Annotated in this window: 14 protein-coding genes and 1 pseudogene; 6 read left to right on the top strand and 9 right to left on the bottom strand. The window is 70.8% G+C overall.

Annotated features, from left to right (window positions below; all coding sequences use genetic code 11):
- Positions 1 to 3 precede the first annotated feature (3 nt).
- On the bottom strand, positions 4 to 6309 hold the full coding sequence (locus PSQ21_RS19865; RefSeq protein ID WP_274031969.1) for an RHS repeat-associated core domain-containing protein: 6306 nt from the start codon (positions 6307 to 6309) through the stop codon (positions 4 to 6).
- 405 nt (positions 6310 to 6714) lie between these two features.
- On the opposite strand from PSQ21_RS19865, the gene PSQ21_RS19860 reads away from it, so the two are divergent.
- Positions 6715 to 9735 carry a VCBS repeat-containing protein gene (locus tag PSQ21_RS19860; protein ID WP_274031968.1) on the top strand — a complete coding sequence of 1007 codons (3021 nt, stop codon included), beginning with the start codon at positions 6715 to 6717 and terminating at the stop codon, positions 9733 to 9735.
- A 74-nt stretch (positions 9736 to 9809) separates the two neighbouring features.
- On the opposite strand, the gene PSQ21_RS19855 is transcribed toward PSQ21_RS19860, so the two are convergent.
- Both PSQ21_RS19855 and PSQ21_RS37885 read right to left on the bottom strand, forming a co-directional pair.
- The gene (locus tag PSQ21_RS19855; protein WP_274031967.1) at positions 9810 to 10799 is read right to left on the bottom strand and encodes an aldo/keto reductase; all 990 of its coding nucleotides are present in this window, start codon (positions 10797 to 10799) and stop codon (positions 9810 to 9812) included.
- Positions 10800 to 11008: 209 nt separating this feature from the next.
- Positions 11009 to 11089: pseudogene (locus tag PSQ21_RS37885) on the bottom strand (RNA 2',3'-cyclic phosphodiesterase); the annotation flags it as partial.
- A 112-nt stretch (positions 11090 to 11201) separates the two neighbouring features.
- On the opposite strand from PSQ21_RS37885, the gene PSQ21_RS19850 reads away from it, so the two are divergent.
- The gene (locus tag PSQ21_RS19850; RefSeq protein ID WP_274031966.1) at positions 11202 to 11786 is read left to right on the top strand and encodes a Uma2 family endonuclease; all 585 of its coding nucleotides are present in this window, start codon (positions 11202 to 11204) and stop codon (positions 11784 to 11786) included.
- A 63-nt stretch (positions 11787 to 11849) separates the two neighbouring features.
- Here PSQ21_RS19850 and PSQ21_RS19845 read toward each other — a convergent pair whose 3' ends face one another.
- Entirely contained in the window at positions 11850 to 13184 is a 1335-nt protein-coding gene (locus PSQ21_RS19845) for an MFS transporter (protein ID WP_274031965.1), read from the bottom strand.
- A 135-nt stretch (positions 13185 to 13319) separates the two neighbouring features.
- Complete coding sequence (locus PSQ21_RS19840) at positions 13320 to 13760, bottom strand: MarR family winged helix-turn-helix transcriptional regulator (protein WP_007452526.1); 441 nt, start codon at positions 13758 to 13760, stop codon at positions 13320 to 13322.
- A 134-nt stretch (positions 13761 to 13894) separates the two neighbouring features.
- Between PSQ21_RS19840 and PSQ21_RS19835 the strand changes: the two genes are divergently transcribed.
- Positions 13895 to 14104 (top strand): hypothetical protein, encoded by a 210-nt coding sequence (locus tag PSQ21_RS19835; protein WP_274031964.1) that lies wholly within the window; start codon positions 13895 to 13897, stop codon positions 14102 to 14104.
- A 73-nt stretch (positions 14105 to 14177) separates the two neighbouring features.
- Here PSQ21_RS19835 and PSQ21_RS19830 read toward each other — a convergent pair whose 3' ends face one another.
- Positions 14178 to 15632, bottom strand: coding sequence for an NCS2 family permease (locus PSQ21_RS19830; protein ID WP_274031963.1), 1455 nt, complete (start codon positions 15630 to 15632; stop codon positions 14178 to 14180).
- A gap of 212 nt (positions 15633 to 15844) precedes the next feature.
- Between PSQ21_RS19830 and PSQ21_RS19825 the strand changes: the two genes are divergently transcribed.
- Both PSQ21_RS19825 and PSQ21_RS19820 read left to right on the top strand, forming a co-directional pair.
- The gene (locus tag PSQ21_RS19825) at positions 15845 to 16186 is read left to right on the top strand and encodes a DUF2530 domain-containing protein (RefSeq protein WP_274031962.1); all 342 of its coding nucleotides are present in this window, start codon (positions 15845 to 15847) and stop codon (positions 16184 to 16186) included.
- Positions 16187 to 16483: 297 nt separating this feature from the next.
- Positions 16484 to 18985 carry an HAD-IC family P-type ATPase gene (locus PSQ21_RS19820; RefSeq protein WP_274031961.1) on the top strand — a complete coding sequence of 834 codons (2502 nt, stop codon included), beginning with the start codon at positions 16484 to 16486 and terminating at the stop codon, positions 18983 to 18985.
- Between the two features lie 76 nt (positions 18986 to 19061).
- Here PSQ21_RS19820 and PSQ21_RS19815 read toward each other — a convergent pair whose 3' ends face one another.
- The 3 genes from PSQ21_RS19815 to PSQ21_RS19805 all read right to left on the bottom strand — a co-directional run bounded on the left by PSQ21_RS19815 (position 19062) and on the right by PSQ21_RS19805 (position 25076).
- The gene (locus PSQ21_RS19815) at positions 19062 to 19937 is read right to left on the bottom strand and encodes a calcium-binding protein (protein ID WP_274031960.1); all 876 of its coding nucleotides are present in this window, start codon (positions 19935 to 19937) and stop codon (positions 19062 to 19064) included.
- A 581-nt stretch (positions 19938 to 20518) separates the two neighbouring features.
- Positions 20519 to 23737 carry a sacsin N-terminal ATP-binding-like domain-containing protein gene (locus tag PSQ21_RS19810; protein WP_274035849.1) on the bottom strand — a complete coding sequence of 1073 codons (3219 nt, stop codon included), beginning with the start codon at positions 23735 to 23737 and terminating at the stop codon, positions 20519 to 20521.
- A 463-nt stretch (positions 23738 to 24200) separates the two neighbouring features.
- A complete protein-coding gene (locus PSQ21_RS19805) occupies positions 24201 to 25076 on the bottom strand; it encodes a DUF3027 domain-containing protein (RefSeq protein WP_397990227.1) in 876 nt (291 codons plus the stop codon).
- A 474-nt stretch (positions 25077 to 25550) separates the two neighbouring features.
- On the opposite strand from PSQ21_RS19805, the gene PSQ21_RS19800 reads away from it, so the two are divergent.
- Positions 25551 to 26987, top strand: coding sequence for an MFS transporter (locus tag PSQ21_RS19800; protein ID WP_274031958.1), 1437 nt, complete (start codon positions 25551 to 25553; stop codon positions 26985 to 26987).
- Positions 26988 to 26998: the final 11 nt, after the last annotated feature.

The raw sequence follows: 26998 nt of genomic DNA, 5'->3' as shown, positions 1-26998 counted from the left end.
ACCTCACGGGCAATAACCCGCATTAATGCTGCTCGCGGAGGGAGCGCCACAACCCATTCCAGCGAGAAACCCGTTCTGCATGTAGGCGTTTGCCGTGGGGCCCACGTCCGTCCGGGTGGCGTGGCGTGGACGTCCAGCCGCATGCCTAGGCCCTCTGGTGACGACCTTGGGAGACTTCAACCAGCCGCCCGAGGCCCACTTCCCTCCACCCGAAGCCCACCTGCCAGCGACTCCGCCTGCCAGTGTGATGCCTGCTGTAATTGCCGTGCCCTTCCAGTACGCGCCGTCCATCTCGGCACCCGACGCGCCGTCGACCGCGATTCCGGCAAGGATCACCACACCGCCCGCGGCCAGACAGACGCCTGCAGATGCCACAACGCAGACAGTCAGCGCGGCAGCCCCCACGACCGTCTTTATCGTGTCTGCGTTTTCGGCCACCCAACGCACTGGACCGGATTCCTTCAGGTTGGTGGCCGCGTCGTTCCAGTTGCCCTTCATGATGCTGCCGAAGATGCCGTCCTTCTTGCGCTGCTCCGCCGCCGCAGCCCTGGCCCGGGCCTCAGCGGCCTTCTTCGCCTGCGCCTTGGCGGCAGCCGCGTACTTGCGTGCGTGGCTGTCGTCGATCATGTAATGGGCAGGGTTCGCGCGGTAGTTGCTGTACCGCCGCTGAGAAACGGGGTCCTTCTTGGGTGTCTGCTTCCACACCCACTTGCCGCTCTTCTTCGTGTACCCCGCCGTCATGCCCCGCTCGTTGGCCCACCGCTCGTCGTTGTACGAGTTGCCGCCCACCGGGCCGTCCGGGCGCAGGCCCGTCGGGTCGGACTTGGTGAGCGGGCTGTTGTGGGCGTAGCTGTAGGCGTTCATCTGGGCCGGGTCGTCGAAGTCGATGACCGGGTCGACGGAGAGGAAGCGTCCCAGGACCGGGTCGTACTCTCGGGCGCCCAGGTGCGTGAGGCCCGTGGGGTCGTTCGTCCCGCCGACGAAGCCGCGGTTGCCGAACGCCGTCGACTGCTCGGATCGCAGGCCGCCGAACGGCAGCTGCTTCCTGCGGGTCAGGGCGAGCGTGCCGACCGCGATGGCCGTCATCGCCGTGCCCTGATGGTCGTTGATCAGGTAAGCGATGGCGTTCCCGTTGCGCACCGCGACCGTGTCGCCGTTGTGCGTGTAGTAGCGGGTCGCGGTCTTCGTGCCGTTCGCCGCGAGGTTCAGCTGATCACCGTTCGGGAGCGTGAGGGTGCTGGACCCGTCGCCGTTCTTCGCGATGATGCGGTTGCCGTCGGCGTCGTAGGTGTAGCCGGTCTGCTTGCCGCCCTCGGTGAGGGTCGCCAGGTGTCCCTCGGCGTCCCAGGTCAGGGACTGGACCGTCGAGCCGGTGGTGCGCTTGGTCGTGTTGCCGGTCTTGTCGTACTCGAAGGTGCTCGTACGCCCGTTGTCCGGGCCGCCGGTGACGGAGGCCTGCTGCACCGCGTGCGGCCGGTCGCCGCCGGGGGCCGGCTGGGTGTAGTCGGTGACGGCGTCCGTCGTCCCGGCCGAGGTGGCGTGCTCGGTCTGCTTCGTGCGGTTGCCGAGCTTGTCGTAGCCGTAGGTGTGCCAGTACGCGTCCGGGCCGCCGACCGTGGAGGCCGAGGGGGCCGCCGCGCAGTCGGTCTTGGCCGTCCACGCCTCGGTCAGCCGCCCCAGCGGGTCGTTGGTGAAGCACTGGGTGTCGGTGGATGCCTGTGCGTCCTGGCCGCTGACGCTGGTCACGCCGGTGACGTTGCCCGCCGGGTCGTAGGCGTACGTCGTGTCGTCGACGCGCTGGGGGGCGACGTCCCGGTCGGTGGTCTGCCGGATGACCTGTCCGGTGTGCTCGTCGTAGACCTTGGTCTGGTACGCCTTCTGGTCGAGAGTGGCGCTGTACTCCAGGCGTACCGGCCGGGAGAAGACGTCGTACTGCGTGTTGGCGACGAGAGCACCGCGCTGACCGCTGGTGCGGAACGGCTGGTCGTCGCTGTTGTAGTTGGTCACGACCCGCTCGGCCGGAATGTCGCCCACGGCCGGGTTGAGCGTCCAGAGCAGCGCCCCGGTCTCCGGCTTGTACCCGTACGTCCAGGTGAACGTGCCCGCCAGGCCGCCGGCCGCGGAGGGAACCGTGGTGGTCGTGGACGTCGGCTGGTAGCGGTCGTTGAAGCCGTCGGTCGCCGTGGTGTACGCGGCCCCTCCGGCGTAACGCGTGCTGCTGGTCAGCTGCCCCTTGGCGAGCGTGTCGTAGGTCCACTTCGACAGCGTCGTGCCGCCCTGCTTGACCTCGGTCCTGCGGCCCAGCACGTCGTACTCCGTGGTGAGCGTGACCCCGCGTTCGTCGGTCGTGGTGACCGGCCGTCCGAGGTTGTCGTACGTCGTGTCCGTGACGCCCTTGTCCGGGTCGTCGCTCCTGGTCTTCTGGCCCCGGCTGTCGAACGTCTGGCTCCAGACGTTGCCGTCGGGGTCCGTGACCGTGCTCGGCTCGCTGTACTTACCGTACGTGTACGTCGTCTTCTGGGACGCCGTGCGCTGGGCGTTCGTGTACTGCAGAAGCTCGGTCGTGCGCCCGCGCGCGTCGGTCACCGTGGTGGTGGCCGTTCCGCCCTTCGGGGGGATGACGGTCGTGCGGTCACCCTCGTACACCGTCTTGCTGCGCCACTGCTCGTCGCCGAACTTCACCGACAGAGCGTCCGTGACCCGGCCGAGCCCGTCGAAGTGGTTCCGCACCGCCGCCGGCACGGTGTTCACCGCGGCGGAGGCCAGCTTCGCCGACGGCGCGCCCTTCGCGTAGTAGGGGGCGTACGTCTGCCAGGCCCAGCCACGGGTGTCGTAGTGGGTCTCGGTCATGATCCGGTCCTGCGTGCCGGTGGCCGGGGCCTGCGTCTGCCGCTCGCGCAGCAGGCCGTCGTAGAGCGCGTAGGTGGTGCGGTAGGCGCCGTTCTGCTTCAGCGTCTTGGTGATGACAGCGTTCGCCTCGGTCCTGGAGATGACGTAGCCGTACTCCGCCGAGGGCTTGTCCTCGTGGGCGGCCTTGGGCCAGCCCGGCTCCCATACCTTCAGGACGCGGCCGAGACCGTCGTGGACGGCGTCGGTGCGCTTGCCGTTCGCGTCCACCGTCGCGGTGACGGCTCCCCGGACCGGGTCGAGAGTGGTCGTGACCACGTGGTCCTTGGCGTTGGTCACGGCGACCGTCGTCGGCGCCTTGAGCGTGGCCGGGGTGTAGGCGGTCCGCGTGGTGGCCCCCAGCGCGTCCGTCGAGGTCTCCTCGCGGCCGTGCTGGTCGTAGGTGTGGGTGGCGGTCGTGAGGTGTCCCGTGCCCTTGGCGTCCTGCTCGTCCAGCCGGGTCACGTCACCCCTGACCGGCGGGGTGGACAGGCTCGTCGCACCGTCGTAGAAGTGCCGCGCGGACGAGATCAGGTCCGCGGGGAGGGACGGCGTGGTGCCGCAGGCCTTGGCCACCGTCTTCGTCTCGGAGACCGTGGTGAGGATGTTGAGCGACGCGTTGCGGGCGTACGTGGTGGTGGTGCACTGCTCGTCGCCCGTCTTCGTCGTGTCCCCGAGCGAGGACTCCGTCAGGGTCTGGCCCAGTGCGTCGAAGGTGCGCTCGGTGCGCGTGGTGCGCCAGCCCGTGCCGACGGCGGTGCGGGTCTGCTCGCTCTTGCCGGCCGTGGCGTACGCGTAGCGGGTGGGCAGCCCTTCGGCACGGGTTTCCGTGGCCGTCGCGGCCGACCGCCACGGTACGTGGCTGGTGGTGGTTTCGAGCTTGCCGCCGTCCCCGTTGTACGTGGCCTCTTCACGGGTCATCCCGGCGAAGGCTTCCCTGTCGGTGACGGAGACGCCTTCGTGGTCCTTGACCGCGGCCCCGTCGATGCCCCGGAAGTAGCGGTACTCCTTGAGAGTCCGCTGGTCGGGTGCGACGCCGCTGCGCACCTGGACGCGGCCGTACCCCTTGCGGTCGCCGTAGGTGAGGTGCTTGGCGTCGGTGAACTCGTCGTCCTTGGACTTGGTCCAGCCCATGCCGTCCAGGTACGTGTAGTCGGTCTGCTTGGCGGGAGCCCCGCCGGTCCGGTCGGTCTCCAGGACCTGGGTGACGACGTAGGTGTGGAACCAGTCGAGGTACGGCTCGTAGTTCGCCGCCGGCGCGTCCGGGGGCGACCACTTCACCGGGTAGCAGCGCCGGGTGTTCGAGGCCGGGGTGGGCACGCTGCCGGCCTTGCAGTCGGCCTCGGAGTAAGTGATGCCGATCGTTCCGCCGGTCTCGGTGTTGATGCCGTGGACGCGGTAGCGCCAGAGCGGCGGCACCGGGTCCGGATCGCCGCCCGTGGTGGCGCCCTCCACCCGGTTCGGCATGGTCTTGCCCATGAAGGTCACGGCGGGAAGGGTGACCGGGCCGGTTCCGCCGTGCCCGGTGCGCGTGATCGAGGCCAGCCACAGTGCGGGGGAACTGCCGTCGCCCGTCGTGGGGAACTGATGGGTGAAGGCCCACGTGTCCACGGGCTTGAAGGCGGTGCCGACGAGGACCGACGTGTCGATCTTCGTCAGGCGCGTCCGGCTCCAGAAGGACGGCGAGTAGCGGTCCTTGCACTCCGTGCCCGAGGCGCAGTAGCGGTCGAAGGGGACGTCGGGCCAGTTCTTCGCGTGCGCCTTGTCGAAGGTGCCGCAGTCGCTCAGGCAGCGCTCGCTGTTCGTGAAGTCGACCCTGGCCGCGGGCTGGGCGTAGAAGTTGCTGTTCCGCAGGCCGTACTCGATGCGCTTCAGGGAGCCGCCGCGGATGTACGGGGTCGCGGTGGACGCACCCGTGCTGGGGTTGACGTTGCGGCCGTAGTAGTTGGTCTCCTTGTCCCAGTAGTACGTCATGGCGTCGCCGTGCGGGTCGATGACCGCGTCCAGGTTCCAGCGCCAGGCCTGCTGGCACCAGGCGTCCTTGAACGCCGCCGCGTAGCAGGGCTCGCCCGGCTGGTTGCCGTAGACCGGCACCGTCCACGTGGAGTTGGTCTCGTCCTTGCCGGCGGCCCAGCCGGACGGGCGGTTGTAGCCGAAGTAGTAGCGCGTACCGTCCGGGGTCGTCACCCGCCAGTGCTCACCGTCGTTGTCGCCGTTGGCCCGTGCGGTGCTGGCCAGCTTCTCGGCCTTGGTGCCGTCGTCGTTCTCCAGGTGCCATTTCCCCGTGGTGGAGTCCTTGATCAGGGTGTTGGACTGGCCGCCCAGGTTGATGACGGCGTTGTCCTTCTTCCAGCAGAGGTCGCCGACCTTGGCCGTGGTGGTGCTGTCCTTGGTGTCCTCGGTGCAGGAGACGTACTGCCGCTCGATGTAGCCCGGCTCCATGGACCAGCCGTCGCCGATGGCGTTGGCCTGGTTGTTCGTCGAGGCGGTGCGGCCGTCGACCGACTGCGAGGAGTAGCCGAGCTTCAGGTCCGGGACCGCGCTGCCCGCGACGGCCGGTGCGGAGATCGGGTACGTCCAGGAGAACGCGCCGTTGGAGCCGCCCGCGGACCAGGACGCGGAGGGGGAGAGGGATGTGGCCTTGAAGCTGCCCGACGGGCCCCCCGCGGTGGCGGTCGCGGCCAGCAGCACGGTGCCGCCGGAGACGGCACGCGCGCCTGCCTTCGGCGCTACCGGGTCGGCGGTCGCGGCTCGGGAGGCGGTGGCCTCGGTGGCGGCGGGCAGGTCGACGGCCGCCTCGATCGAGCCGGCCTTCACATCGTTGGTGGTGGGAAGGGGCGTGCCGGTGGCGCAGCCCTTCTTGCCCGGGGTGTTCAGCGCACAGGCCGGAAGCGTCTTCAGCGTGAGCCGGGAGGCCCAGTCGCCGCCGTAGGCATGCCGGAAGTTCGCGTAGTCGACCTTGACGTCCACCGTGCCTTCGGTGCCTTCCGCGGGACGGAGGGCCAGCACGACGCCTTCGACGCCCAACGACTCGGTGGTGGCACGGTCGAGGACCTGGACCTGGACCTTTCGCGGACCGGACTCCCGAGTCGCTTCGGAGGCGGACCTCCGCGAGGGGGCCTTGGACGACTTCTCCGCCCCGGGTGCGGAACGGCTCACGCTGACGGGCAGTGAGCCGGCTTTCACCCGCGCGCCGGTCTCGCGCAGGGCGGACGTCGCTGTGCCGGCCTCGGGCCAGGTGACGTCGGGTTTCTTCCACGGATGCCGCGCGGTCTGGTCGGGCTTCGCCGGCCCGCGTCTCTCGACCTCGCCGGTCTTGACCGGGTCAGGCTTCTGCAGCCTCAGCAGGTCGAGTTCGGCGGCTGCCGCGAGCGGCGCACCCAACAGTCCGGCGAACATGAGCGCGGCCAGCGTGGCCGCCACCGGTTGCGCCCGTCTTCTCAAACGTCCCCTGCTGACGCCCCCACCCGAAACCATGCGCAGAACTCCCCACCTATTACTCAAAGGCCATAGCTGAGCACGGAAGTTAGCAGGATTTTCACAGCATCAGCACAGGGAAGGGGTAACGATTTGACGCTCCCCAACTCACACCGAAAGAAAACATGTGCAATTCATTGGCATATGAAACAAAGATGGCGAAATAAAGACCTCAGACCGCAGGAGCTGCGGCAACGTCACAGGGCAGCCACTTTCATCACGCTTCCCTCACGTTCTAGGGTGCGACTCGAACTGATCCGGGAGGGGACTTCTTCAATGGAACTATTGCGACGCAAGGCCAGATGGAGAACAAAGGGGGGAATCACGGGCGTTGCGGCCCTCGCCGCACTCATGACGCTCGGCGGACCCCAGCAACTGCCCGACGCCTCCGCCGCGGAGCCCGAGGGCGCCACGATTTCGGCGGGGCAGAAGCCGGACCCCGAGGCCGCGGCACAGGCCGAGGCCGCGGAAACCGGCCGGCCGGCGGAAGTCCTCAGTCAGCGCACCGAGACGACTCAGGTGTTCGCCAACGCGGACGGGACTTTCACCCAGGACACCTACGCGCTACCGAAGTTCGTACGCCAGGACGGCAAACTCGTCTCGATCGACACCACGCTGAAGTCACGCCCGGACGGCTCCCTGTCGCCGAAAGCCACCGAAGTGGACGTCCGCCTGTCCGGCGGCGGCGAAGGGCCCCTGGCGACGGTGGTACGCGACGGCCGCAGCATGTCCTGGACCTGGCCCGACGCACTGCCCGAACCCGAGGTCGACGGCGACACCGTGACCTACGGCAACGTCCTCACCGACGTCGACCTCAAGGTCAAGGCGAACCCCGCGGGATTCACCAGTCTCCTGGTCGTCAAGACCCCCGAAGCCGCCGCGGATCCGGCACTCAGGCAGGTCCACTTCGGCCTGGAGACAGACGGCCTGAAGGCGAGCACGGACGCCCACGGCAACTTCACGGCGGTCAACCCGGCGGGCGAGACGGTCTTCACCGCGCCCTCCCCCATGATGTGGGACAGCAGCACCGCCGCGGCGCCCGCCGCCGCCCTCTCGGCCCGCAGCGCTCCCACCGGACCGCCGCCGCCTGCCGATGAGTTCGAGCCCGGATACGGTGCGCAGCAGGCGAACATGGGGCTCGCGGTCACGGACGGGAAGCTGCGCCTCACCCCGGACCAGGACCTTCTGACGGGCAAGGACACGCAGTACCCGGTCCTGCTGGACCCGGCCGTCTCCGGCTCCCGCCACTCCTGGACGATCGCCTACAAGCGAAACCCGAACAGCTCCTACTTTAACGGGGCCAACTGGAACGGCGTCAAGGGCACCACGACCGCCCGCGTCGGGTACGAGAACGAGACCAACGGCCTGGCGCGTTCCTACTTCCGCATGAACTCGTCCAACCTGTGGTCCACCAAGAAGATCGTTTCGTCCTCGACCTTCCGGATCAAGAACACCTGGTCCTGGTCGTGCACGAACAAGCCCGTCGAGCTCTGGGCGACCAGCGCGATCTCCGCGTCCACCACCTGGAACAACCGGCCCGAGCGGCGCAAGAAGCTGGACACGGTCAACGAGTCGCTCGGCTGGGGCTCGAACTGCCCCGCGGGCGATCTCGCCTTCGACGTGACAGCGGCGGCGAAGGACGGCATCGCCAACAAGTGGAACACCCTGACCTTCGGGATGCAGGCACCCGACAGCGATGAGAACAACGTCTTCGGGTGGAAGAAGTTCGACGCCAATTCGGCCAGGCTCTCCACGGTGTACAACACGGTGCCCAACCTGCCGAACAGCCTCGACACCATCCCCAGCTCCGGCGGATGCGACATGGTCGCCCCGTACACGACGATCGGAAACACCGACGTCACGCTCACCGCGAAGGTCTCCGACCCGGACGGCGGAACAGTCCGCGCCCAGTTCCGCCTCTGGGGCACCAATGACCTCGCCGGCGGCGCCGAGATCTTCAACCAGATCGTCTCCGCCACCTCCGGCACCGTCGCCAAGGTCAAGGTCCCCAAGACGACCCTGCAGAAGTACCTGACAGCAGCCAAAGGCAATTTCGGCTGGAAGGTGCAGGCTCTCGACGCGAGCGCCCATTCGTCCTGGAATCCCAATCCGGGCACATGCCGCTTCAACTTCGATCCCACCCGGCCCAGCACTCCACCCACCATCAGTTCCCAGCAGTTTCCCGACGGCTCCGACGGCTGGCCGTCCACCACCGGGCAGGCCCGAACCGCAGGAACGTTCATCCTCGGCAACGGGGGCGTCGCTGACGTGACGTCCTACGAGTACTGGAGTGACTGGGACCCCACGGTCCGCAAGGTCACACCGGGTACGGACCTCGATGGCGACGGAAGCATCGACGCCAAGCTCGTCCTTACCCCGCCGGCAGCCGGATCACAGCGGCTTCACGTCCGTAGCCTCGACGCCGCCCAGAACCGCTCCGACCAGGCTTCCTACTTCTTCTACGCCAACGGCCTCTCGGTCCCCGACAAGGCCGGCGACCTCAACGGGGACGGCAACGCCGACCTCTACGGCGTGCGCGGCAGCGGCGAGCTGTGGCTGTACCCCGGCCAGGGCAACGGCTACATCGGAGCCGGCACCATGGCGGGCAACGGTGACTTCAGCCAAGCCGACATCACGCACCGGGGGGACTGGACCGGCGACGGTTTCGAGGATCTCATCGCGGCTATTCCAGGAGACGGCGGCAAGTCCCTCCACCTGTACCCGAACAACGGGGCCGGCTGGGCCTGCACCGCGCTGGACGAACAGGCCGACGGACACTCCCGTTCCTGCCAGTACGACCGACAGGAACTCGATGTCTTCGACCCCGCCAACAACCACTGGAAGAACGCCGACCAGATCCTCGCCATTGGCGACGTCGACGGCCCTCTGGACACCGACAACGACGGAACCGTCGATGTCGCCGGCTACCCCGACCTCCTCGTCAAGGAAGGCAACCTGATCTGGCTGTACTTCGGTTCGGAGTTCTTCTTTCTCGACGCCGACCGAGCCCCGGTCCTCATCGGCAACGAATCCTGGTCGAACTACGACCTCGTGGCACCGGGCGACCGCACCGGCAACGGCCGCGTCGATCTCATCGCCCGCCACAAGACCAACGGCGAGCTCCGCCTCTACCAGGGGACCGGTCCCGCAGGCGAAGGCCTCGGCGACGGTGCCGCCTCCGCCGCCATCGGAACCGGCTGGACCCGGGCCTACCGACCGCTGGTGACCGCCTTCCCCGACGCGAGTTCGGACGGAAAGGCGGACATCTTCGCCACCGGTGGTGACGACAAGCTCTACCTGTACCCCAACCTCTCCGGGAGCGGCGTAGCCGTCGGAACCAGCGGCTGGCTGGACTTCCAGGCCCTCAGCTGACGGACGGGCCGAAAGCACCGGGGGCCTCCCGTCACCGCGACGGGAGGCCCCCGGTTCTCTCCGCGCTCATGCCCCTACCAGGCGAACGCCTCCGGCGAAGGCCCCGGGCCCGGGAAGATCTCGCCCAGGCCCGTGAGCACGGCCTCCGGGAGGTCCAGTTCCAGGGCGCGCAGGGCGCTGTCCAGCTGGCCGGCGGTGCGCGGGCCGACGATCGGGCCCGTGACGCCGGGGCGGGTCAGCAGCCAGGCCAGGGCCGCTTCGCCGGGTTCCAGACCGTGCTTGTCGAGCAGGTCCTCGTACGCCTGGAGCTGGGACCGGGTGGCGGGGTCGGCCAGGGCGTCGGCCGCGCGGCCCGAGGCGCGGCGGCCGCCCTCGGCCGTCTTCCTGATGACGCCGCCCAGCAGGCCGCCGTGCAGCGGCGACCACGGGATGACGCCGAGGCCGTAGTCCCGCGCGGCCGGGATGACCTCCATCTCGGCGCGCCGCTCGACGAGGTTGTAGATGCACTGTTCGCTGACCAGGCCGAGCGACCCCCGCCGGGCGGCCTGCTCGTTGGCCTGGGCGATCTTGTAGCCGGGGAAGTTCGAGGAACCGGCGTACAGGATCTTGCCCTGCTGGACCAGGACGTCGATCGCCTGCCAGATCTCGTCGAAGGGCGTGTCCCGGTCGACGTGGTGGAACTGGTACAGGTCGATGTGGTCGGTCTGGAGCCGCTTGAGCGAGGCGTCGACCGCGCGCCGGATGTTCACGGCGGAGAGCTTGTCGTGGTTCGGCCAGGCGTCGCCGTCGGCGGCCATGTTCCCGTACATCTTGGTGGCCAGGACCACCTTGTCGCGGCGGCCGCCGCCCTGCGCGATCCAGGTGCCGATGATCTCCTCGGTGCGGCCCTTGTTCTCGCCCCAACCGTAGACGTTGGCCGTGTCGAAGAAGTTCAGGCCCGCGTCGAGCGCGGAGTCCATGATCGCGTGGCTGTCCGACTCGTTGGTCTGCGGGCCGAAGTTCATCGTCCCGAGGACGAGGCGGCTGACCTTGAGTCCTGTGCGTCCGAGCTGTGTGTACCTCATGACGCCCCAGCCAACTCCTTCGAGTCCACTCCAGGCAAGTGTGTGCCCCGGACGCGCCGGACGGGCATGTCTTCCCGGCGGTCGGCGGCCGGCGGTATCAGCCGCCCAGGGCGGCCCCCACGGCGACGACGACGAACATCAGTACGAGCACGGCCGCCATGATGCGGTTTCTGGTCTTCGGGTCCACCCTTCGAGCGTAACGGCACCGCTCACCGTCCGAGCGGCCAGGCCCGCACCACCCCGTAGCGCGGCCGCTCCCCCGGCACCCCGGACACCGACGGGTCGCTCCGGGGCCAGGGCCGTACGGAGTCCGGCAGGTCCGGGCGTGTCCGGGAAGCCGGGCCTATCGTTGTACTACGCGGCTGCCCGCACGCCCGTGCGGCAGCGGGGAGGAGCGGCACGATGACCGTCGTAGACACCGACAGGATCGACATGGCCGACACCAGCGACGAGCGCACCCTGGACATGATGTTCGAGTGGCTTGAGCCCGTCCCCGAGGGATTCAAGGTCGAGATCGTCGAGGGGACCGTCCACATGTCGCCGCAGCGGGACACGCACTGGGAGATCACCTTCGACATCCTGGAGCAGTTGCGCACCACCTACGGACGCCGGCAGCTGAAGACCGACGTACGCATCGACTTTCCCGGGCTGCTCAACGGCTTCGCGCCCGATGTCGCGGCTGTCACGAAGGACGCGTCCAAGAACGCCGACGGCCGCTGGCGCCACCAGGACATCGAATTCGTCGCCGAGGTGATCTCCAGGAGCACGGCCGCCAACGACTACGGCTCCAAGAAGGCCACCTACGCCCTCGCCGGTGTCCCCGTCTACCTCATCGTCGACCCGTACACCGGAACCTGGCACCTGCACACCCTCCCGAAGGAAGACGAGTACCGCAGCGTGCTGAGCCTCGACTTCGGCACCCCGGTCGACCTCACCTCGACCGTCGTCGGCCTCGTCCTCGCGACCGACGCCTTCCCCCGCGACTGACCCCGCGCCCCCGCACGCGAAAGGCGCCCTCCCCACCCCCGGGGAGGGCGCCTTTCGCGTCGCTCACGCAGCCGTCGCCAGCTGCTCGCGCGGGACGAAGCGGACGTGCGGGCGGCCCGGGCGGAGGTCGACCTTCAGGCGGAGGCCGCCGACGCGGGCGAGGGCGAAGCCGACGCCCAGGGCGGCGATCACCGAGATCACGCCGCCGGCCGCGAAGCCGGTGCGCGCGCCGTACGTGTCGCTGATCCAGCCGACGATCGGGGCGCCCACCGGCGTACCCCCGGCGAAGACCATCATGTACAGGCTCATCACCCGGCCCCGCATCTCCGGGTCGGCGGCCATCTGGACGCTCGTGTTCGCGGTGATGTTCGTGGTCAGGCCGAGCATGCCGATCGGGACCAGCAGGATCGAGAAGAGCCAGACCGACGGGGACAGCGAGGCGGCGATCTCCAGCAGCCCGAACGCCGTGCCCGCGATCACCAGCATCCGCAGCCGCGTCGAGCGGCGGCGGGCCGAGAGCAGCGCGCCGGCCAGCGAACCGGCCGCCATCAGGATGTTGAAGAACGAGTACATGCCCGCGCCGCCGTCGAAGATCTCGTCGGCGTAGGCGGTCAGCCAGATCGGGAAGTTGAAGCCGAACGTGCCGACGAAGCCGACCAGGACGATCGGCCAGATCAGCTCGGGGCGGCCCTTCACGTAGCGCAGGCCTTCGCGGAGCTGCCCCTTGGCGCGGGGGACGGTCACCGAGGCGTGCAGCTCGGTGGTGCGCATCATCAGCAGGCCGATGAGCGGGGCCAGGAAGGAGAGCCCGTTGAGCAGGAAGGCCCAGCCGCTGCCGACCGTGGTGATCAGGACGCCCGCGACGGCGGGGCCGATGAGCCGGGCGGACTGGAAGTTCGCCGAGTTCAGGCTGACCGCGTTGCGCAGTTGCGCGGGGCCGACCATCTCGGATACGAACGACTGGCGGGCCGGGTTGTCGACGACGGTCACCATGCCGAGGAGGAAGGCGACCAGATAGACGTGCCAGACCTCCACGACCCCGGACAGGGTCAGGACGGCCAGCGCGATGCCGCACAGGCCGAGCAGGGCCTGGCTGACGAGCAGGATCTGCCGCTTGGGCAGACGGTCGGCGATGACACCGCCGTACAGGCCGAAGAGCAGCATCGGGAGGAACTGCAGAGCCGTCGTGATGCCCACGGCGGTGGCGGAACCCGTGAGGCTCAGCACGAGCCAGTCCTGCGTGATGCGGGACATCCAGGTACCGGTGTTGGAGATCACGGCGCCCGTGGCGAACAGGCGGTAGTTACGTATCTTCAGCGACGAGAAGGTCCCGCCGGTCTTGCTCTCGTGGGTGGAAGTCGGTGCGGGGGCGGAGTCTGCTCCGGATCCCGTACTCAAAAGGGTTCGCCTCCTCGGGCGTCTGCGGCGTTCGGTCCGACGAGGACGTGACGACGGGCGCTCCGGCGGTGATCCGGGCCGGACCGGCTCGTGCTTCCGGTCCGGCGGCGGATCACCGTCGGCGCGCCCGCGGGGTCACAGGTGGGCGAGCTTCTCCAACACGGGCGCGGCGGCCCGAAGCGTCTCCCACTCGTCCTCGTCCAGGCCCTCGGCGAGGTGGGACAGCCAGGCGTTCCGCTTGGTGCGGCTCTCCGCGAGCATGGCCTCGGCCTGCTCGGTCTGGCTGACCCTCTTCTGCCGACGGTCATCGGGGTGCGGTTCCAGCCTGACCAGCCCCTTCGCCTCCAGCAGCGCGACGATGCGGGTCATCGACGGGGGCTGCACGTGCTCCTTGCGGGCCAGCTCACCGGGGGTGGCCGAGCCGCAACGGGCCAGGGTGCCGAGCACCGACATCTCGGTGGGGCTCAGCGACTCGTCGACACGCTGGTGCTTCAGGCGACGGCCCAGCAGCATCACGGCGGAGCGGAGGGAGCTCACGGCGGCGGCACTGTCGCCGTCGTGGATCAGGTCAGGCATGTTTGTTAGCGTAACTCATTACCCAACCTAAATACCACCTGGTGGTACACGCGCGGGGAGCTGATCACCCGAACGAGTGAGTTAGGAGCGGAAAGCGACGCACGGAGCACGCCAGGGCGGCGACCCTGCTGGACATGGGATCGACAGTGCTCAGCCTGCGGATAGACGGTGAGCTGCTCGACCGGCTCCGGCAGCACGCCGCGAAACGCGGCATGAGCGTCCAGGACTATGTGGTCCGGACGCTCATGCGCGACGACTTCGACGAACGCTTCAACGCGGCCGTCGACGAGACGGAGAAGTTCTACGGCGACGCCCGGGGGAGCGTGACGCCACCGGTCACATGAGGCCGGGCAGCGACACCGCGGAGGAACCGGTCACGTGAGGGAGGCCGGGACAGCGACACCGCGGAGGAACCGGTCACGTGAGGCCGAGCGCCGGCATCGCGTAGTAGAAGACGAACACCGCCGAGACCACGTACATGGCCACCGGCACCTCGCGGCCGCGGCCGGCCGCCAGGCGCAGCACGGAGAAGGCGACGAAGCCGATGCCGATGCCGTTGGTGATCGAGTACGTGAACGGCATCATCACCATCGCGAGGAACGCCGGGACCGCGAGCGTGTAGTCGCTCCAGTCGATGTCCCGCACCGAACCCGCGATGATCAGGAAGCCGACCGCCAGCAGGGCGGGAGTGGCCGCCTGCGACGGGACCATGGTCGCCAGCGGTGTGAGGAACAGCGCCACCGAGAAGAGCAGACCGGTCACCACGCTCGCCAGTCCGGTGCGGGCGCCCTCGCCGACGCCCGCGGTGGACTCCACGAAGCACGTGGTGGCGGAGGAGGAGCTGCCGCCACCCGCGGCGACCGCGATGCCGTCCACGAACAGCACCTTGTTGATGCCGGGGAAGTTGCCGTCCTGGTCCATCAGCTCCGCCTCGTCGCCGACGCCCAGGATGGTGCCCATCGCGTCGAAGAAGCAGGACAGCAGCACGGTGAAGACGAACAGGATGCCGGTCAGCAGACCGACCTTTCCGAACCCGCCGAACAGGCTGACCTCGCCGAGCAGCCCGAAGTCGGGCGCGGAGACCGGGTTGCCCGGCCACGACGGCGTCGTCAGACCCCACGCCCCGTCGGGCAGGCCGGCCACCGCGTCGATGACCAGGGCCAGGACCGTCATGGCGATGATCGAGATCAGGATCGCGCCGGGCACCTTGCGCACGATCAGCGCGAGCGTGAGCAGCGCGCCCAGGACGAAGACGAGGATCGGCCAGCCGGTGAGGTGACCGTCGCCGCCGAGCTGGAGCGGCACGGTGGTGTGGGCCGCGTCGGGCATGCGCGAGACGAAGCCCGAGTCGACGAGGCCGATCAGCAGGATGAAGAGGCCGATACCGATCGCGATGCCCTTGCGGAGCGACTTCGGCACGGCGTTCATCACGCGTTCCCGCAGCCCGGTGGCGACCAGCAGCATCACCACGATGCCCGCGAGGACGACCATGCCCATCGCGTCCGGCCAGCTCATCCTGGGGGCGAGCTGGAGCGCGACGACCGTGTTGACGCCGAGGCCGGCGGCGAGCGCGATCGGCACGTTGCCGATGACACCCATCAGCAGCGTGGAGAACGCGGCGGACAGCACGGTCGCGGTGACCAGCTGACCGTTGTCGAGCTGGTTGCCGTACATGTCCTTCGCGCTGCCCAGGATGATCGGGTTGAGCACGATGATGTACGCCATCGCGAAGAACGTGGCGAGCCCGCCGCGGAACTCGCGGGCGACGGTCGACCCCCGCTCGGAGATCTTGAAGAACCGGTCCAGGCTGCCCTGGGGCTGCGGGGCCGCAGGGGGCGGGGAGTCGACCGGAGCGGTGGCCGAGGGGGGCATGGGTGACCTCAGTCGTACGTAGAGGGGGCGGGTGCGATGGGGCGAAAGGTGATCGAAATTGGATGTTCAAACGAACAAATCGAGCCAACCCAAAGCAGATTCAGTATGAATACATCAAGCGAAGATCGCTATCTCCGCGCGTAGACCCGCGTGGCCCCTTGGTCCGTCCGGGCCGTACACCCCCGGTCAGCCGGCCCCCATACACTGAACTCATGGAGAAGTGGACACCGAAGCACGAGGCGCCCGAGCCCCTGGAGGGCCCCGTCGTCGCCACCGTCGTCGGCGGCACGATCCTGTGGTTCGTCCTCTTCCTCGCCCAGCTCCCCTTCTACGGCTGGTTCGCCGACCGGGGCCACACCTGGTGGGTGTGGACCCCGCTGGCCGGCGCCGGGCTCGGACTGATCGGCATCTGGTACGTCCGTGGGCGCGACGCCGCCATCAAGCGGCACGCGGCCGAGGCCGAGGCCAAGGACGCCGTGGGGGCCGAGGCGACCGACAGCGCACTGGGCGGCGGGACGGCGGGCCGCACCGACCGGACGGATCGCTCCGCCTGAGCGCGTCGGGCTCGCTCCGCCCGGGCGCGACGGATCACCCCGCCCGACCACGGCGGCCACCGCACAGGCCGCGCCGGTCACCCCGCCCGACCACGTCGGGCTCGCCCCGCCCGACCACGTCGGGCTCGCCCCGCCCGACCACGTCGGGCTCGCCCCGCCTGACCACGTCGGGCTCGCTCCCGTACGACCGCTTCGGTCTCACTCCCGTACGACCACGGGACCGTCTTCGTCCCCCTCTGGTCGGATCTTCGACCCTCCGGTGGGTGATTCGGCGCGCACGCCCGTACCGTCGGAACCATGACGCAGCGGGCACTCGACTCCTCCGGGGAGCAGACCCCCGGGACCTCCCGGCCGGCCATGATCGACGCGGGGGCGGAACTCGACCCCGCGCACCCCGGGGAGCCGCCGCCCGCCCGTCGGCCGGACGGCCTGAGCACCGCCGAGGTCGCGGAACGGGTCGCGCGCGGCGAGGTCAACGACGTACCCGTGCGTTCGTCGCGCTCGGTCACCGAGATCGTCCGGGCCAACGTCCTCACCCGGTTCAACCTGATCATCGGCGTGCTCTGGGTGATCATGCTGTTCGTCGCGCCGATCCAGGACAGCCTCTTCGGCTTCGTGATCGTCGCCAACACCGGCATCGGCATCATCCAGGAGTGGCGGGCCAAGAAGACCCTGGACAGCCTCGCGGTGATCGGCGAGGCGAAGCCGACCGTGCGGCGCGACGGGGTAGCCGCCGAGATCTCCACCTCCGAGATCGTCCTCGGCGACCTGGTCGAACTGGGCCCCGGGGACAAGGTGGTCGTGGACGGCACGGTCGCCGAGGCCGACAGCCTGGAGATCGACGAGTCGCTGCTCACCGGGGAGGCCGACCCGGTGATCAAGCGGGCCGGCGACCCGGTGATGTCCGGCAGCTTCGTCGTCGCGGGCGGCGGGGCGTTCACCGCGACCAAGGTGGGCCGCGAGGCGTACGCCGCCCAGCTCGCCGAGGAGGCGTCGCGCTTCACGCTCGTCCACTCGGAGCTGCGCAGCGGCATCAGCACGATCCTGAAGTACGTCACGTGGATGATGGTGCCGACGGCGATCGGGCTGATCATCAGTCAGCTGGTCGTGAAGGACAACAACTTCAAGGACTCCGTCGCCCGGACCGTCGGCGGCATCGTCCCGATGATCCCCGAGGGCCTGGTCCTGCTGACCTCCGTCGCCTTCGCCATCGGCGTCGTACGGCTGGGCCGCAAGCAGTGCCTGGTGCAGGAGCTGCCCGCGATCGAGGGCCTCGCCCGGGTCGACGTGGTCTGCCTGGACAAGACCGGGACCCTCACCGAGGGCGGCATGGACGTCACGGAGGTACGGCCGCTCAACGGGAACGACGAGGCGTACGTGACGCGGGTGCTGCGGGCCTTCGGCTCCTCGGACCCCCGGCCCAACGCCAGCCTCCAGGCCATCATCGACGCGTACCCTGCGGGCCGCGGCGACGGCGAGGCGTCTCCGGCGGCCGGGGGCGACGCGGAGAGCTGGACGGTCACCGACGCGATGCCGTTCTCCTCGGCGCGCAAGTACAGCGGCGCGGCGTTCGCGGAGGCCGACGGAACGGCCTCCGCCTGGCTGCTCGGCGCCCCCGACGTCCTGCTGTCCGAGGGCGACGCGACCCTCGCCGAGATCGAGCACCTCAACGAGCAGGGCCTGCGGGTGCTGCTGCTGGCCCGCGCCGAGGGCGAGCTGAACGCGCCCGGCGCGGCGGCCGGAGCCGCCCCCACCGCCCTGGTGGTCCTGGAGCAGCGGCTGCGGCCGGACGCGGGCGACACGCTCGCCTACTTCGCCGACCAGAACGTGGCCACCAAGGTCATCTCCGGCGACAACGCGGTCTCGGTCGGGGCGGTCGCCGGAAAGCTGGGCCTCGCGGGCGCGGAGAACACGCTGGACGCCCGCAGGCTGCCCACCGACCCGGACGAGATGGCCACGGCCATGGAACAGAACGCTGTCTTCGGCCGGGTCACCCCGCAGCAGAAGCGGGACATGGTGGCCGCCCTCCAGTCGCGCGGCCACACGGTCGCGATGACCGGCGACGGGGTGAACGACGTGCTGGCGCTCAAGGACGCCGACATCGGGGTGTCGATGGGCTCGGGCTCGGAGGCGACGCGGGCGGTGGCGCAGATCGTGCTGCTGAACAACAGCTTCGCGACACTGCCCTCGGTGGTCGCCGAGGGCCGCCGGGTGATCGGCAACATCACCCGCGTCGCGACCCTCTTCCTCACCAAGACGGTCTACTCCGTGCTGCTGGCGATCCTGGTGGTCTGCACCCAGGTGGAGTACCCGTTCCTGCCGAGGCACCTGACGCTGCTGGCCACGCTGACCATCGGCGTCCCCGCCTTCTTCCTGGCGCTCGCGCCCAACAGGGAACGGGCCCAGCCCCACTTCGTACGCCGGGTCATGCGGTACGCGATCCCCTCGGGCGTCATCGCGGCGGCGGCCACCTTCACCACGTACCTGGTGGCGCGGCACCACTACAGCGGCGAGGACGCGCTGGCGGCCGAGACGAGCGCGGCGACGCTGACGCTGTTCCTGGTGGCGATGTGGGTGCTGGCGATCATCGCCCGTCCGTACACCTGGTGGCGGATCGGCCTGGTGGCGGCGATGGGGCTCGGCTTCCTGATCGTGCTCGTGGTGCCGTGGCTGCAGGACTTCTTCGCGCTGAAGCTGGTCGGCACGACCATGCCGTGGGCGGCGGTCGGCATCGCGGTGGCGGCGGCCGCCCTGCTGGAGTTCGTCTGGCGCTGGGTGGGGCGGCGCTTCGGGGCGTAGGGCGCGGACAGCCGGAAGCCCCCGGGAGGACGGTGGTCCTCCCGGGGGCTTCCCGCTGTTCCGGCTGCTGCCGGCCCTACTTCACGTCGAGGAAGTCGCCCTTGGCCGAGACGGCCGGGGTGGTGGACGTACCGCCGAAGCTGTAGCGCCAGTAGCCGTCGGCCGAGGCCTTGACAGTGGTCTTGAGGGTGCCGGTCGAGCTCGTCCTGACGGTCTTGACCGTCGTGTAGCTCTTGGCGCCCTTCTTCTTGAACTGGAGCTTCACAGGCTGCTTGGTGTAGCCCTTGTACGTGTTGGTGTCCCAGTTGGCGCGCGTCAGCTTGCCGGTGACCGTGATGGTCTTGCCCTTCTTCACGGGCTCCGGGGAGGCGTTGACGGTCAGCTTGGAGAAGCGCTGGACACGTGTCTTGGCCTGGGTGTCGTTCCAGATGAAGTCATAGTCGCTGCCGGTGTCCGCGAGCGCTCCGACGGCGACCTTCCAGGTGCCGGCGAGGCTGCTCGTGTAGAGGTCGTCGGATCGCGGGTCGACCGTGATCGAGACGGTGCACGTGGAGGTGGTCGGGTCGGCCGAGACCTTGCACGTGGCCGACTGCGTGGTGCCGAGGAAACCGTCGACCTCGTCGATGTGACCGTGCCACAGGTAGGCGTCCGCGTCGGCGATGCCGGACGGCGACGAGGCGGTGACCGCGATGGTGAACTTCTTCTTGGACTGCGTGCCAACCACGATGTCCTCGCCGCCGTTGACGACGACCTTCTTGATGACGGGCGTCTCGGCCGCCTTGGCGGCGCGGGCCTCGGCGGCGGGCGCGCCGGGCTCGGAGGCGAAGACGTCGGCGCCGGACGGCACGCTCAGACCGGCGTCGGGCTTCTCGTCGGCCTGGACGGCCGGTACTGCGAGAGCGGAAAGGGCCAGGGCGCCGGTAACGGCGGCCACGGTGGCACGAATACGCATGTGTCCCCAAGTGGAGGAAGGGAGCCTGGGGCGCGTCAACTGCGGCCACCAGGTCCCATGTGGTCGATGAGTCTGCTGACTCACAGGAACAGATAGCCGAACGATGTAAACGGTTGTATGAATGCGTGAATTTCCTGGGAATATCTCAGACGGCCGGAGGAGATTTACCGGCCTGCGGGGTGCGAGGACCTGACTCGATGACACACACAGAACAGGTCATACCGGACGGAAACGGCAGGCGGCCCGCGGAGCGACCGCACACCCGAGCCGGTCACACCAGCGGCGCCGACGGGTCCGTCACGACGACGCTCAGGGCGTGGAAGAACGGTGACTGGCGCTGGGCCTTCGCCGCGACCCCGCCGCCACGGCGACCTCCTCGGCAGCGGACTACGTCGAAGTGAAGTGATCACCACCGGACAGTGACATCCGGACGGTGACATCCGGACAGTGACATCGGGACAGTGACATCGGGACAGTGACATCGGGACAGTGACATCGGGACAGTGACATCGGGACAGTGAGGTGAGGGCGGCTGCCGGGGCGGCGCCGCCCTCACCTCACCCGGCCGCCGTTCCGGCCGGTCAGTCGAACCAGCGGTCCCGGGCCAGCTCCTTCGTCCGGGACGGGTCCTCCAGCAGGGCCGCGACCTCGAAGCGGCGGGGCCACTGACCCGCCGCCCAGGCCAGGCCGGCCGCCACGCCCTCCAGGGTCGCGGCGTGGACGACGCCGTCCGGGGTGCGGCGCCAGTCCAGTTCGACGCCGCCCGCACGGAGTTCGGTGTGCTCGACGTACGTGTCCGGGGTGCCGGAACCGAGCAGGACGCGGACCGGCTCCGGTACGCGGTGTTCCTCGCCCTCGCTCGTCACGCCGGCCTCGATCGTCTCCCCGAGCCGCCGCACCTGGAGCAGCTCGGCCAGCTCGGCGGCGCGGGACGGGGCTACGGGGAGCAGGGGCAGGCCCTCCGTCAGCGGCAGCACGTCCGGGGCGTCCGCGATCACGGCGTCCGCCGCGTCGACCACCGCCACGTCCCCGTCCACCACCGCGCGCAGCTCGTCCGGCAACGTCACCCGGTCCGGGTCCAGTTCGGCCAGCGCCGTGTAGAGCGCGTGCAGTTGTACGGGGGTGACGGGGCGGTCCTCGTCGGCGAGCCGGCCCAGCAGTTCGGCCGCGCCGCCCGGCTCGTCCAGGAGGGCCGCCACCGAGGTGCGCACCCCGAGGGCCCGCAGCACCTGGGCGTCGTCGAAGCCGGTCGCGTCCACCGCGTCGTACAGCCCGGCCAGCCGGGGGTCGCCGCCGGCCGCGCGCAGTCCGGCCGGGCGGCGGCCGTCCAGCACGGGGTGGTCCCGCAGCCACCACGCGGTGTACGGGCGCACGGACTGCGTCGTCCCGTCCGGCAGCAGCACCCGCACCGGCTGCGTCAGCGCGTCGCGCAGCGGCGGCTTCGCCAGCATCGCGAGCGCCTGCGGCCAGGCGTCGTCGTCGACCAGGTCCAGATCCCGTACGGCGACGATCTCGGTGGCGACGGGCGGCACGGGGGTCTCCGGCAGCTGGTCGAGGAGGTCCTCGCACCAGACGTCCACCGCGTCCAGCAGCCCGGCGTCGTCGGGTTCGGCGAAGTCGCTGTCGCAGGGCTCCAGTTCGTCCGGGTCAAGGACGACGTCGGTGGCCCGTACGAGGGCGAAGGTGGCGAGCACCCCGCAGGCGGTGAGCGGGCCTTCGCCCCAGCGGTCGGCCAACTCCTGTTCGGTGAGGGCGAGTTCCCCCTCGCGCATGATCTGCGCGAACGCGCTCCCGGGCAGGACGAGTTCACCCGCCGGGGCCGGTTCGCCGTCCTCGTCGGGGAGCGCGAGCGCGCCGAGCCAGGGCTCGTCGCCGGGGGCCAGCTCGGCGTCCCGGACGAGGGTGAGCACGGTCTCGGCCAGCTCGTCGCCGTCGAGCGCGTCCTCGTCCCAGATCTCCCCCGCCTCCAGCGAACCGGCGACGGCCGCCCGGACCTGAGGGGTCCTCAGCACGGCGCGCGGTGTGGCGGGCAGGGCCCCGAGCTTCTCCAGCAGCGGGTGCGCGGCGTCCGGGTGGGCGACCTTGAGGCCGAGGCGGGAGAGCCGGGCGAGGACGGGGCCGGTGAGCGCGTCCGGAAGCGGCAGCAGGACCTGGCGCGGTCCGATCGTGGTGCGCGGCGGGCGGCCCGCCCGCTCGGCGTCCGGATCACCGGCGAGCGGGACCGGGAGGCCGGTGAGCCGGTCCGGGTCGGTGCCGGCGAGGCTGTCGTAGAGCCGGTGCCACCAGGCGGGGTCGCGCTCCAGACCGGCGAGGCGGTCGATGGCCTCGGTCAGGGGGACGCGGGCGACGCCGAGGGTGCGCAGCTCGGTGCGCCGCTCCAGGCCCGCGGGCAGCAGACAGGGCAGCACCTCGGCGAGGACCCGTACGGTTTCGGCCCCGACGCCCTCGACGACCTCGGCCTCCACGGGCCGCAGGGCGCCGGTGTCGGGGGCGTCGGTGGCGACGTCCCGGTCCTCGCGGTCCCAGTCGTCGTCCGCCCAGCTCTGCCCGGCCTCGGGGTCCCGGGGCGCGGCGGGCTCCAGGAACGCGACCCGGGGCAGCCGGGCCAGGATCGCCCCGCGCAGGGCCCCGTCCAGGCCGCCCTTGCCCAGCGGCCCCGGCACCAGGTCGATGGTCCCGGTCGACACGGGCCGCCAGGAGCCCAGCAGCTCCGCGTACGCGTCGGCCGCCCGCTCCACCAGGAAGTCGGTCAGCGGCCCCGGCGCGGGGTGCCTGCGGGCGGTGTCCAGCGGGAGGGAGGCGATGAGCAGGGCGGGGATGCCGAGCGGTTCGTCGGTGGGCGTCGGGGCGTGCACGACGGGGGCGGTACGGGGGTGGAGCGGGGCGCCCGTCCCGTCGACCGGGACCGCCCAGGTCACCGACCAGTGCGGGCGCAGCCGCTCCTCGACCGGGCGGTCGGCGAGCAGGGCGGGCTCGATGGGCCCGTGGTGGAGCACGGTGCGCCAGCGGCCCAGACCGCGTGCGGAGTCGTCGATGTGCGTGTACGGGCCGTGGGCCGAACGGCTCAGGGTCCGCGTCCCGTCCGGGGTCTCGATGACGACCTCGTCCAGGCCGGGCAGGGTGAGCAGCAGCGCGTCGTCCACGGCGGCCAGCAGCCGGGCCACCAGGTCCTCGGCGGTGCCGTCGCGCAGCGGCAGCACGACGACGGTGTCGTACCCCTCGGGCGCGGAGCCCTCGGCGGGCAGCGGCAGGCGCAGCAGCGGTACGTGTCCGTCGCGGCGGCGCAGCTCGTCCCCGAGGCCGGGGCTGCCGACGGCCGCCTGGCGGGCCAGTTCGCGCGCCTCGGCCAGGGACCAGCGCACACCGCCGTGGAGGCCGAGCACGGCGGGCTCGTCGCTGACCGCGAGGACGGCGGCGAACCCGACGCCGAAGCGGCCGACGGAGGACTCGTGGCCCTCGCGCTTGGCGGAGGCCCGCAGGGTGCTCAGGGACTCCACACCGGTGGCGTCGAGCGGCGCGCCGGTGTTCGCGGCGGCCAGCACGCAGCGGTCGTCCGGGTCGCCGGGGGCCGCGGGGTGCAGGGTGAGGCGGAGCCTGCCGGGGACGCGGGCGCGGGCGGCGGCGTCGGCGGCGTTCTGGGCCAGCTCGACGACGAGGCGGTCGCGGTAGCCGCCGAGCGCGAGGTCCTCCTCGGCGTTGGCGTCCTCCCGGAACCGGGCGGGCCCGGCACCCCAGGCGTCGAGCACGCCGCGCCGCAGCCGTGCCGTCCCGAACGGATCGGCCCCCTCGGTCGCCTTCATGCTCACGCTCTCGACTCCGTCCGCTGGGTGGGTGGGCGCGTATGCCTGTGCGGCCCAGTGTGCGCCCGAAGGTACCGCGCGCGCCGCCTCCGCCGTACCGCCGAGCCCGGCCGGCCCACCCCGCCCGGCGCCCTCCCGGCGACCGGCAAGCCCGGCGTTCCCAGCCCGTCCGGCGTTTGAGGACGGACCCGTCGACGCGGTGTCGCGAACCTCTGCAGGGCCCTGCGCGCCAGGCACCTGTTCTGGAAGCCGCCCACCCGGACGAGGGTTCCGTCCTCAAACGCCGGACCGGCTGGAAAGAGCGCAGGACGGGCTGAAAGGCGCCGGAAGTGCTGCAAAGGTGCCGTACTGGCCGGAAATATGCCTGAAGGGCCGCAAAGGCCGCCGAACGGGCTCCGAGGCAGGAGGGGCGCCCCGCGATGCCCGGGCACCGCGAGCCCGGACCCCACAGCGGGCAGGAGCGTCAGGAGTGGCCGAGGCCCTCGGACGCCCCGTCCGCCTCGTCCGGCACGGAGCCCCCGTCCCGCTCCGGCCGCAGCGCATACGTGTCCACCCGCATCGTGTCCATCGCGTGCGGAGCCGGTTTCGGCGGCACCGGCATCACCGCGGCCTCCGAGTGCCCGCCGCAGCCGTACGCCAGCGACACCACATGCCCGTCCGCCGGGCCGAACTCGTTCGCGCACACCCCGAAGGCCTGTTTCAGGGAGCCCGCCATCGGGATCAGGAACGCGCAGCTGACGCACGTCGCCGGGGCCGCCTGGGCCATCGGCGTCTTCGGGCCGAACGCCTCGTCCCAGCGGTCGGCCGCCGCGTACAGACCGTACCGGGACAGCACCCGCGCCCGGCGCGTACCCAGCTCCTCCGCGACCGCGGCGATGGACCCCCGGCTGGTGGCGGCCACCGGCCGGTCCGTCAGCTCCGCGTCCTCGGAGTCGGCCAGCTGCGCCAGCTCCTCGGAGACCACGGAGTTCGGCGGCGGCTCGTCCTCGCCGGTCCAGCCGGGCTCCAGCCGCAGGTCCTCCGCCTCGGTGGGCAGCAGGTCGCCGGGGCCCATGTCGCCGGGGCGCAGCCGCTCGCTCCACGGCACCCACTCCGGCGCCAGGAGCGCGTCGTCCCCCGGCAGCAGCACCGTCTCGTCCAGGGTGACGTTCTTCGCGCGGGAGGCCCGCGCCACCGTCACCGCCCAGCGCCAGCCCCGGTACCCGGGCTCCCTGGCCTCGAAGTAGTGGGTGACGACCCGGTCCCCCTCGGAGACCAGGCCGATGTGCTCACCGATCACACCGGGCGCGGCGGCCTCCTCCGCAGCCGCGCGCGCGAGGTCCACCGCCTCGGCACACAGGCGGTCGGGAACGGGGGTCCGGGCCGTACGGCTTCGCGTCGTCGTCGCAGCACTCACAGGTCTTCGCTTCTCTCCATACGCCAGTCTCACGAGCGCGCCAGCTGCTGCACGATTGCCGTTTCGGCCAGACAAGTGCGGGCGGAGCGGACCTGGGGGCCGCGTCGACGTCCACACCCGTTGTGCCTGCCTCGGGCGCGCCTTCTGCCACCCATTCTGCGGGATCGCCGAGAGGCGCGCGGCCAAGAACAACCGCCGGTGGCGCGTTACGCACGCTACCCTCTCCGCCGCTCCGCGCCCACCTGCCCGTCCCAAACGTGCCGTATCCGTTCCCGCCCGGGTGACCGCCGACGCCGAGCGGACGGGGGTGGCGGCGGGGCCCCGGACGGTGCCGGCGGGCTCGCCCGACAGGACGTCATGCGCGCGTCCGTGGCCGATCACCGTTCATACCGGCCAGGGTTGGGGCACTATGACGGGGTGACTGCCGCCAGGTCGCACGACGGTCCCGGCCCGCTCCGCAGGGCGGGACGGGCGACGGGCCGTGCCCTGCGCGCCCCGTTCACCGGCACGGCGCGCGGTATCCGCAGGGCGACGCACGCCCACGGCGCGGGCGAATCCGGCCTCGGAAAACTGATCGAACTGCACGCGGTGAACGGCGCGGGCGATGTCATGATCACGGTCGCCCTCGCCTCCACGGTCTTCTTCTCGGTGCCCACGGACGAGGCGCGGGGCAGGGTGGCCCTCTATCTCGCCATCACCATGGCTCCCTTCACCCTCCTCGCCCCGGTGATCGGCCCGCTCCTGGACCGGCTGCCGCACGGCCGCCGCGCCGCGATGGCGGGCGCGATGCTGGCCCGTGCGCTGCTGGCGATCACCATGTCGGGCGCGGTCGCCACGGGAGGCCTGGAGCTGTATCCGGCCGCGCTGGGCGTCCTGGTCTCCTCGAAGGCGTACGGCGTGGTGCGCAGCGCGGTCGTGCCACGCCTGCTGCCACCCAAGTTTTCCCTGGTGAAGGCCAATTCCCGGGTCACCCTGGCCGGGCTGCTGGCCACCGGGGTGGCGGCCCCGATCGGGGCCGGCCTCCAGACCATCGGCTCGGCCTGGCCGCTCTACGGCGCCTGCGCGATCTTCGTCGCGGGCACCTTCCTCGCCTTCACCCTGCCGCCCAAGGTCGACTCCGCGAAGGGCGAGCGCCGGGCGCGGCTGATCGACCCGCACCACGAGGAGGCCGTGCCGGGGCCCGCCCCCGGCAAGGGCAGCACCCGCGCCGGCCTCCGCGGGCGCGGCAACGGGGAGAAGCCGGCCAGGGAACGGCCGCCGGGTCTGCGGTCCGTCGGCGGGTCCGTCCTGCACGGGCTCCAGGCCAACGCCGCGCACCGGGCCCTCTCCGGCTTCCTCATCTTCTTCCTGGCGTTCCTGCTGCGGGAGCACCCGCTGGCCGGGCAGAGCGCGGCCGTCTCGCTCGGCATCGTCGGCGTGGCGGCGGGCGTCGGCAACGCCTGCGGCACGGCGGTGGGCTCCTGGCTCCGGGCGCGCGGCCCCGAGGTCATCATCGCGACGGTGCTGGGGCTCGCGCTGAGCGTGGCGGTCCTGACCGCGGTCTTCTTCTCCACCGTGCTGGTCGCCGCGCTCGGCGCGGTCGCCGGGTTCACCCAGGCCCTGTCCAAGCTGTCGCTCGACGCGATGATCCAGCGGGACGTGCCCGAGGAGGTCCGCACCTCCGCGTTCGCCCGGTCCGAGACGTTGCTCCAGATGGCGTGGGTGGCCGGCGGCGGCATCGGCATCGCCCTGCCGCTCAACGCGGTGCTCGGGATGTCGGTCGCCGCGGGCATTCTCGCGCTCGGCGCGGCCACGTCCGTACGGGGCCTCCTGGGCACCGCGCGGCGCGGCACGCCGCACCCCCGCGCGGCATGAGCGGAGGCGAC

Origin of the sequence: Streptomyces sp. MMBL 11-1, assembly GCF_028622875.1 — a bacterium.
Lineage (GTDB): Bacteria > Actinomycetota > Actinomycetes > Streptomycetales > Streptomycetaceae > Streptomyces.
This window is presented reverse-complemented; position numbering and strand designations above follow the sequence as displayed.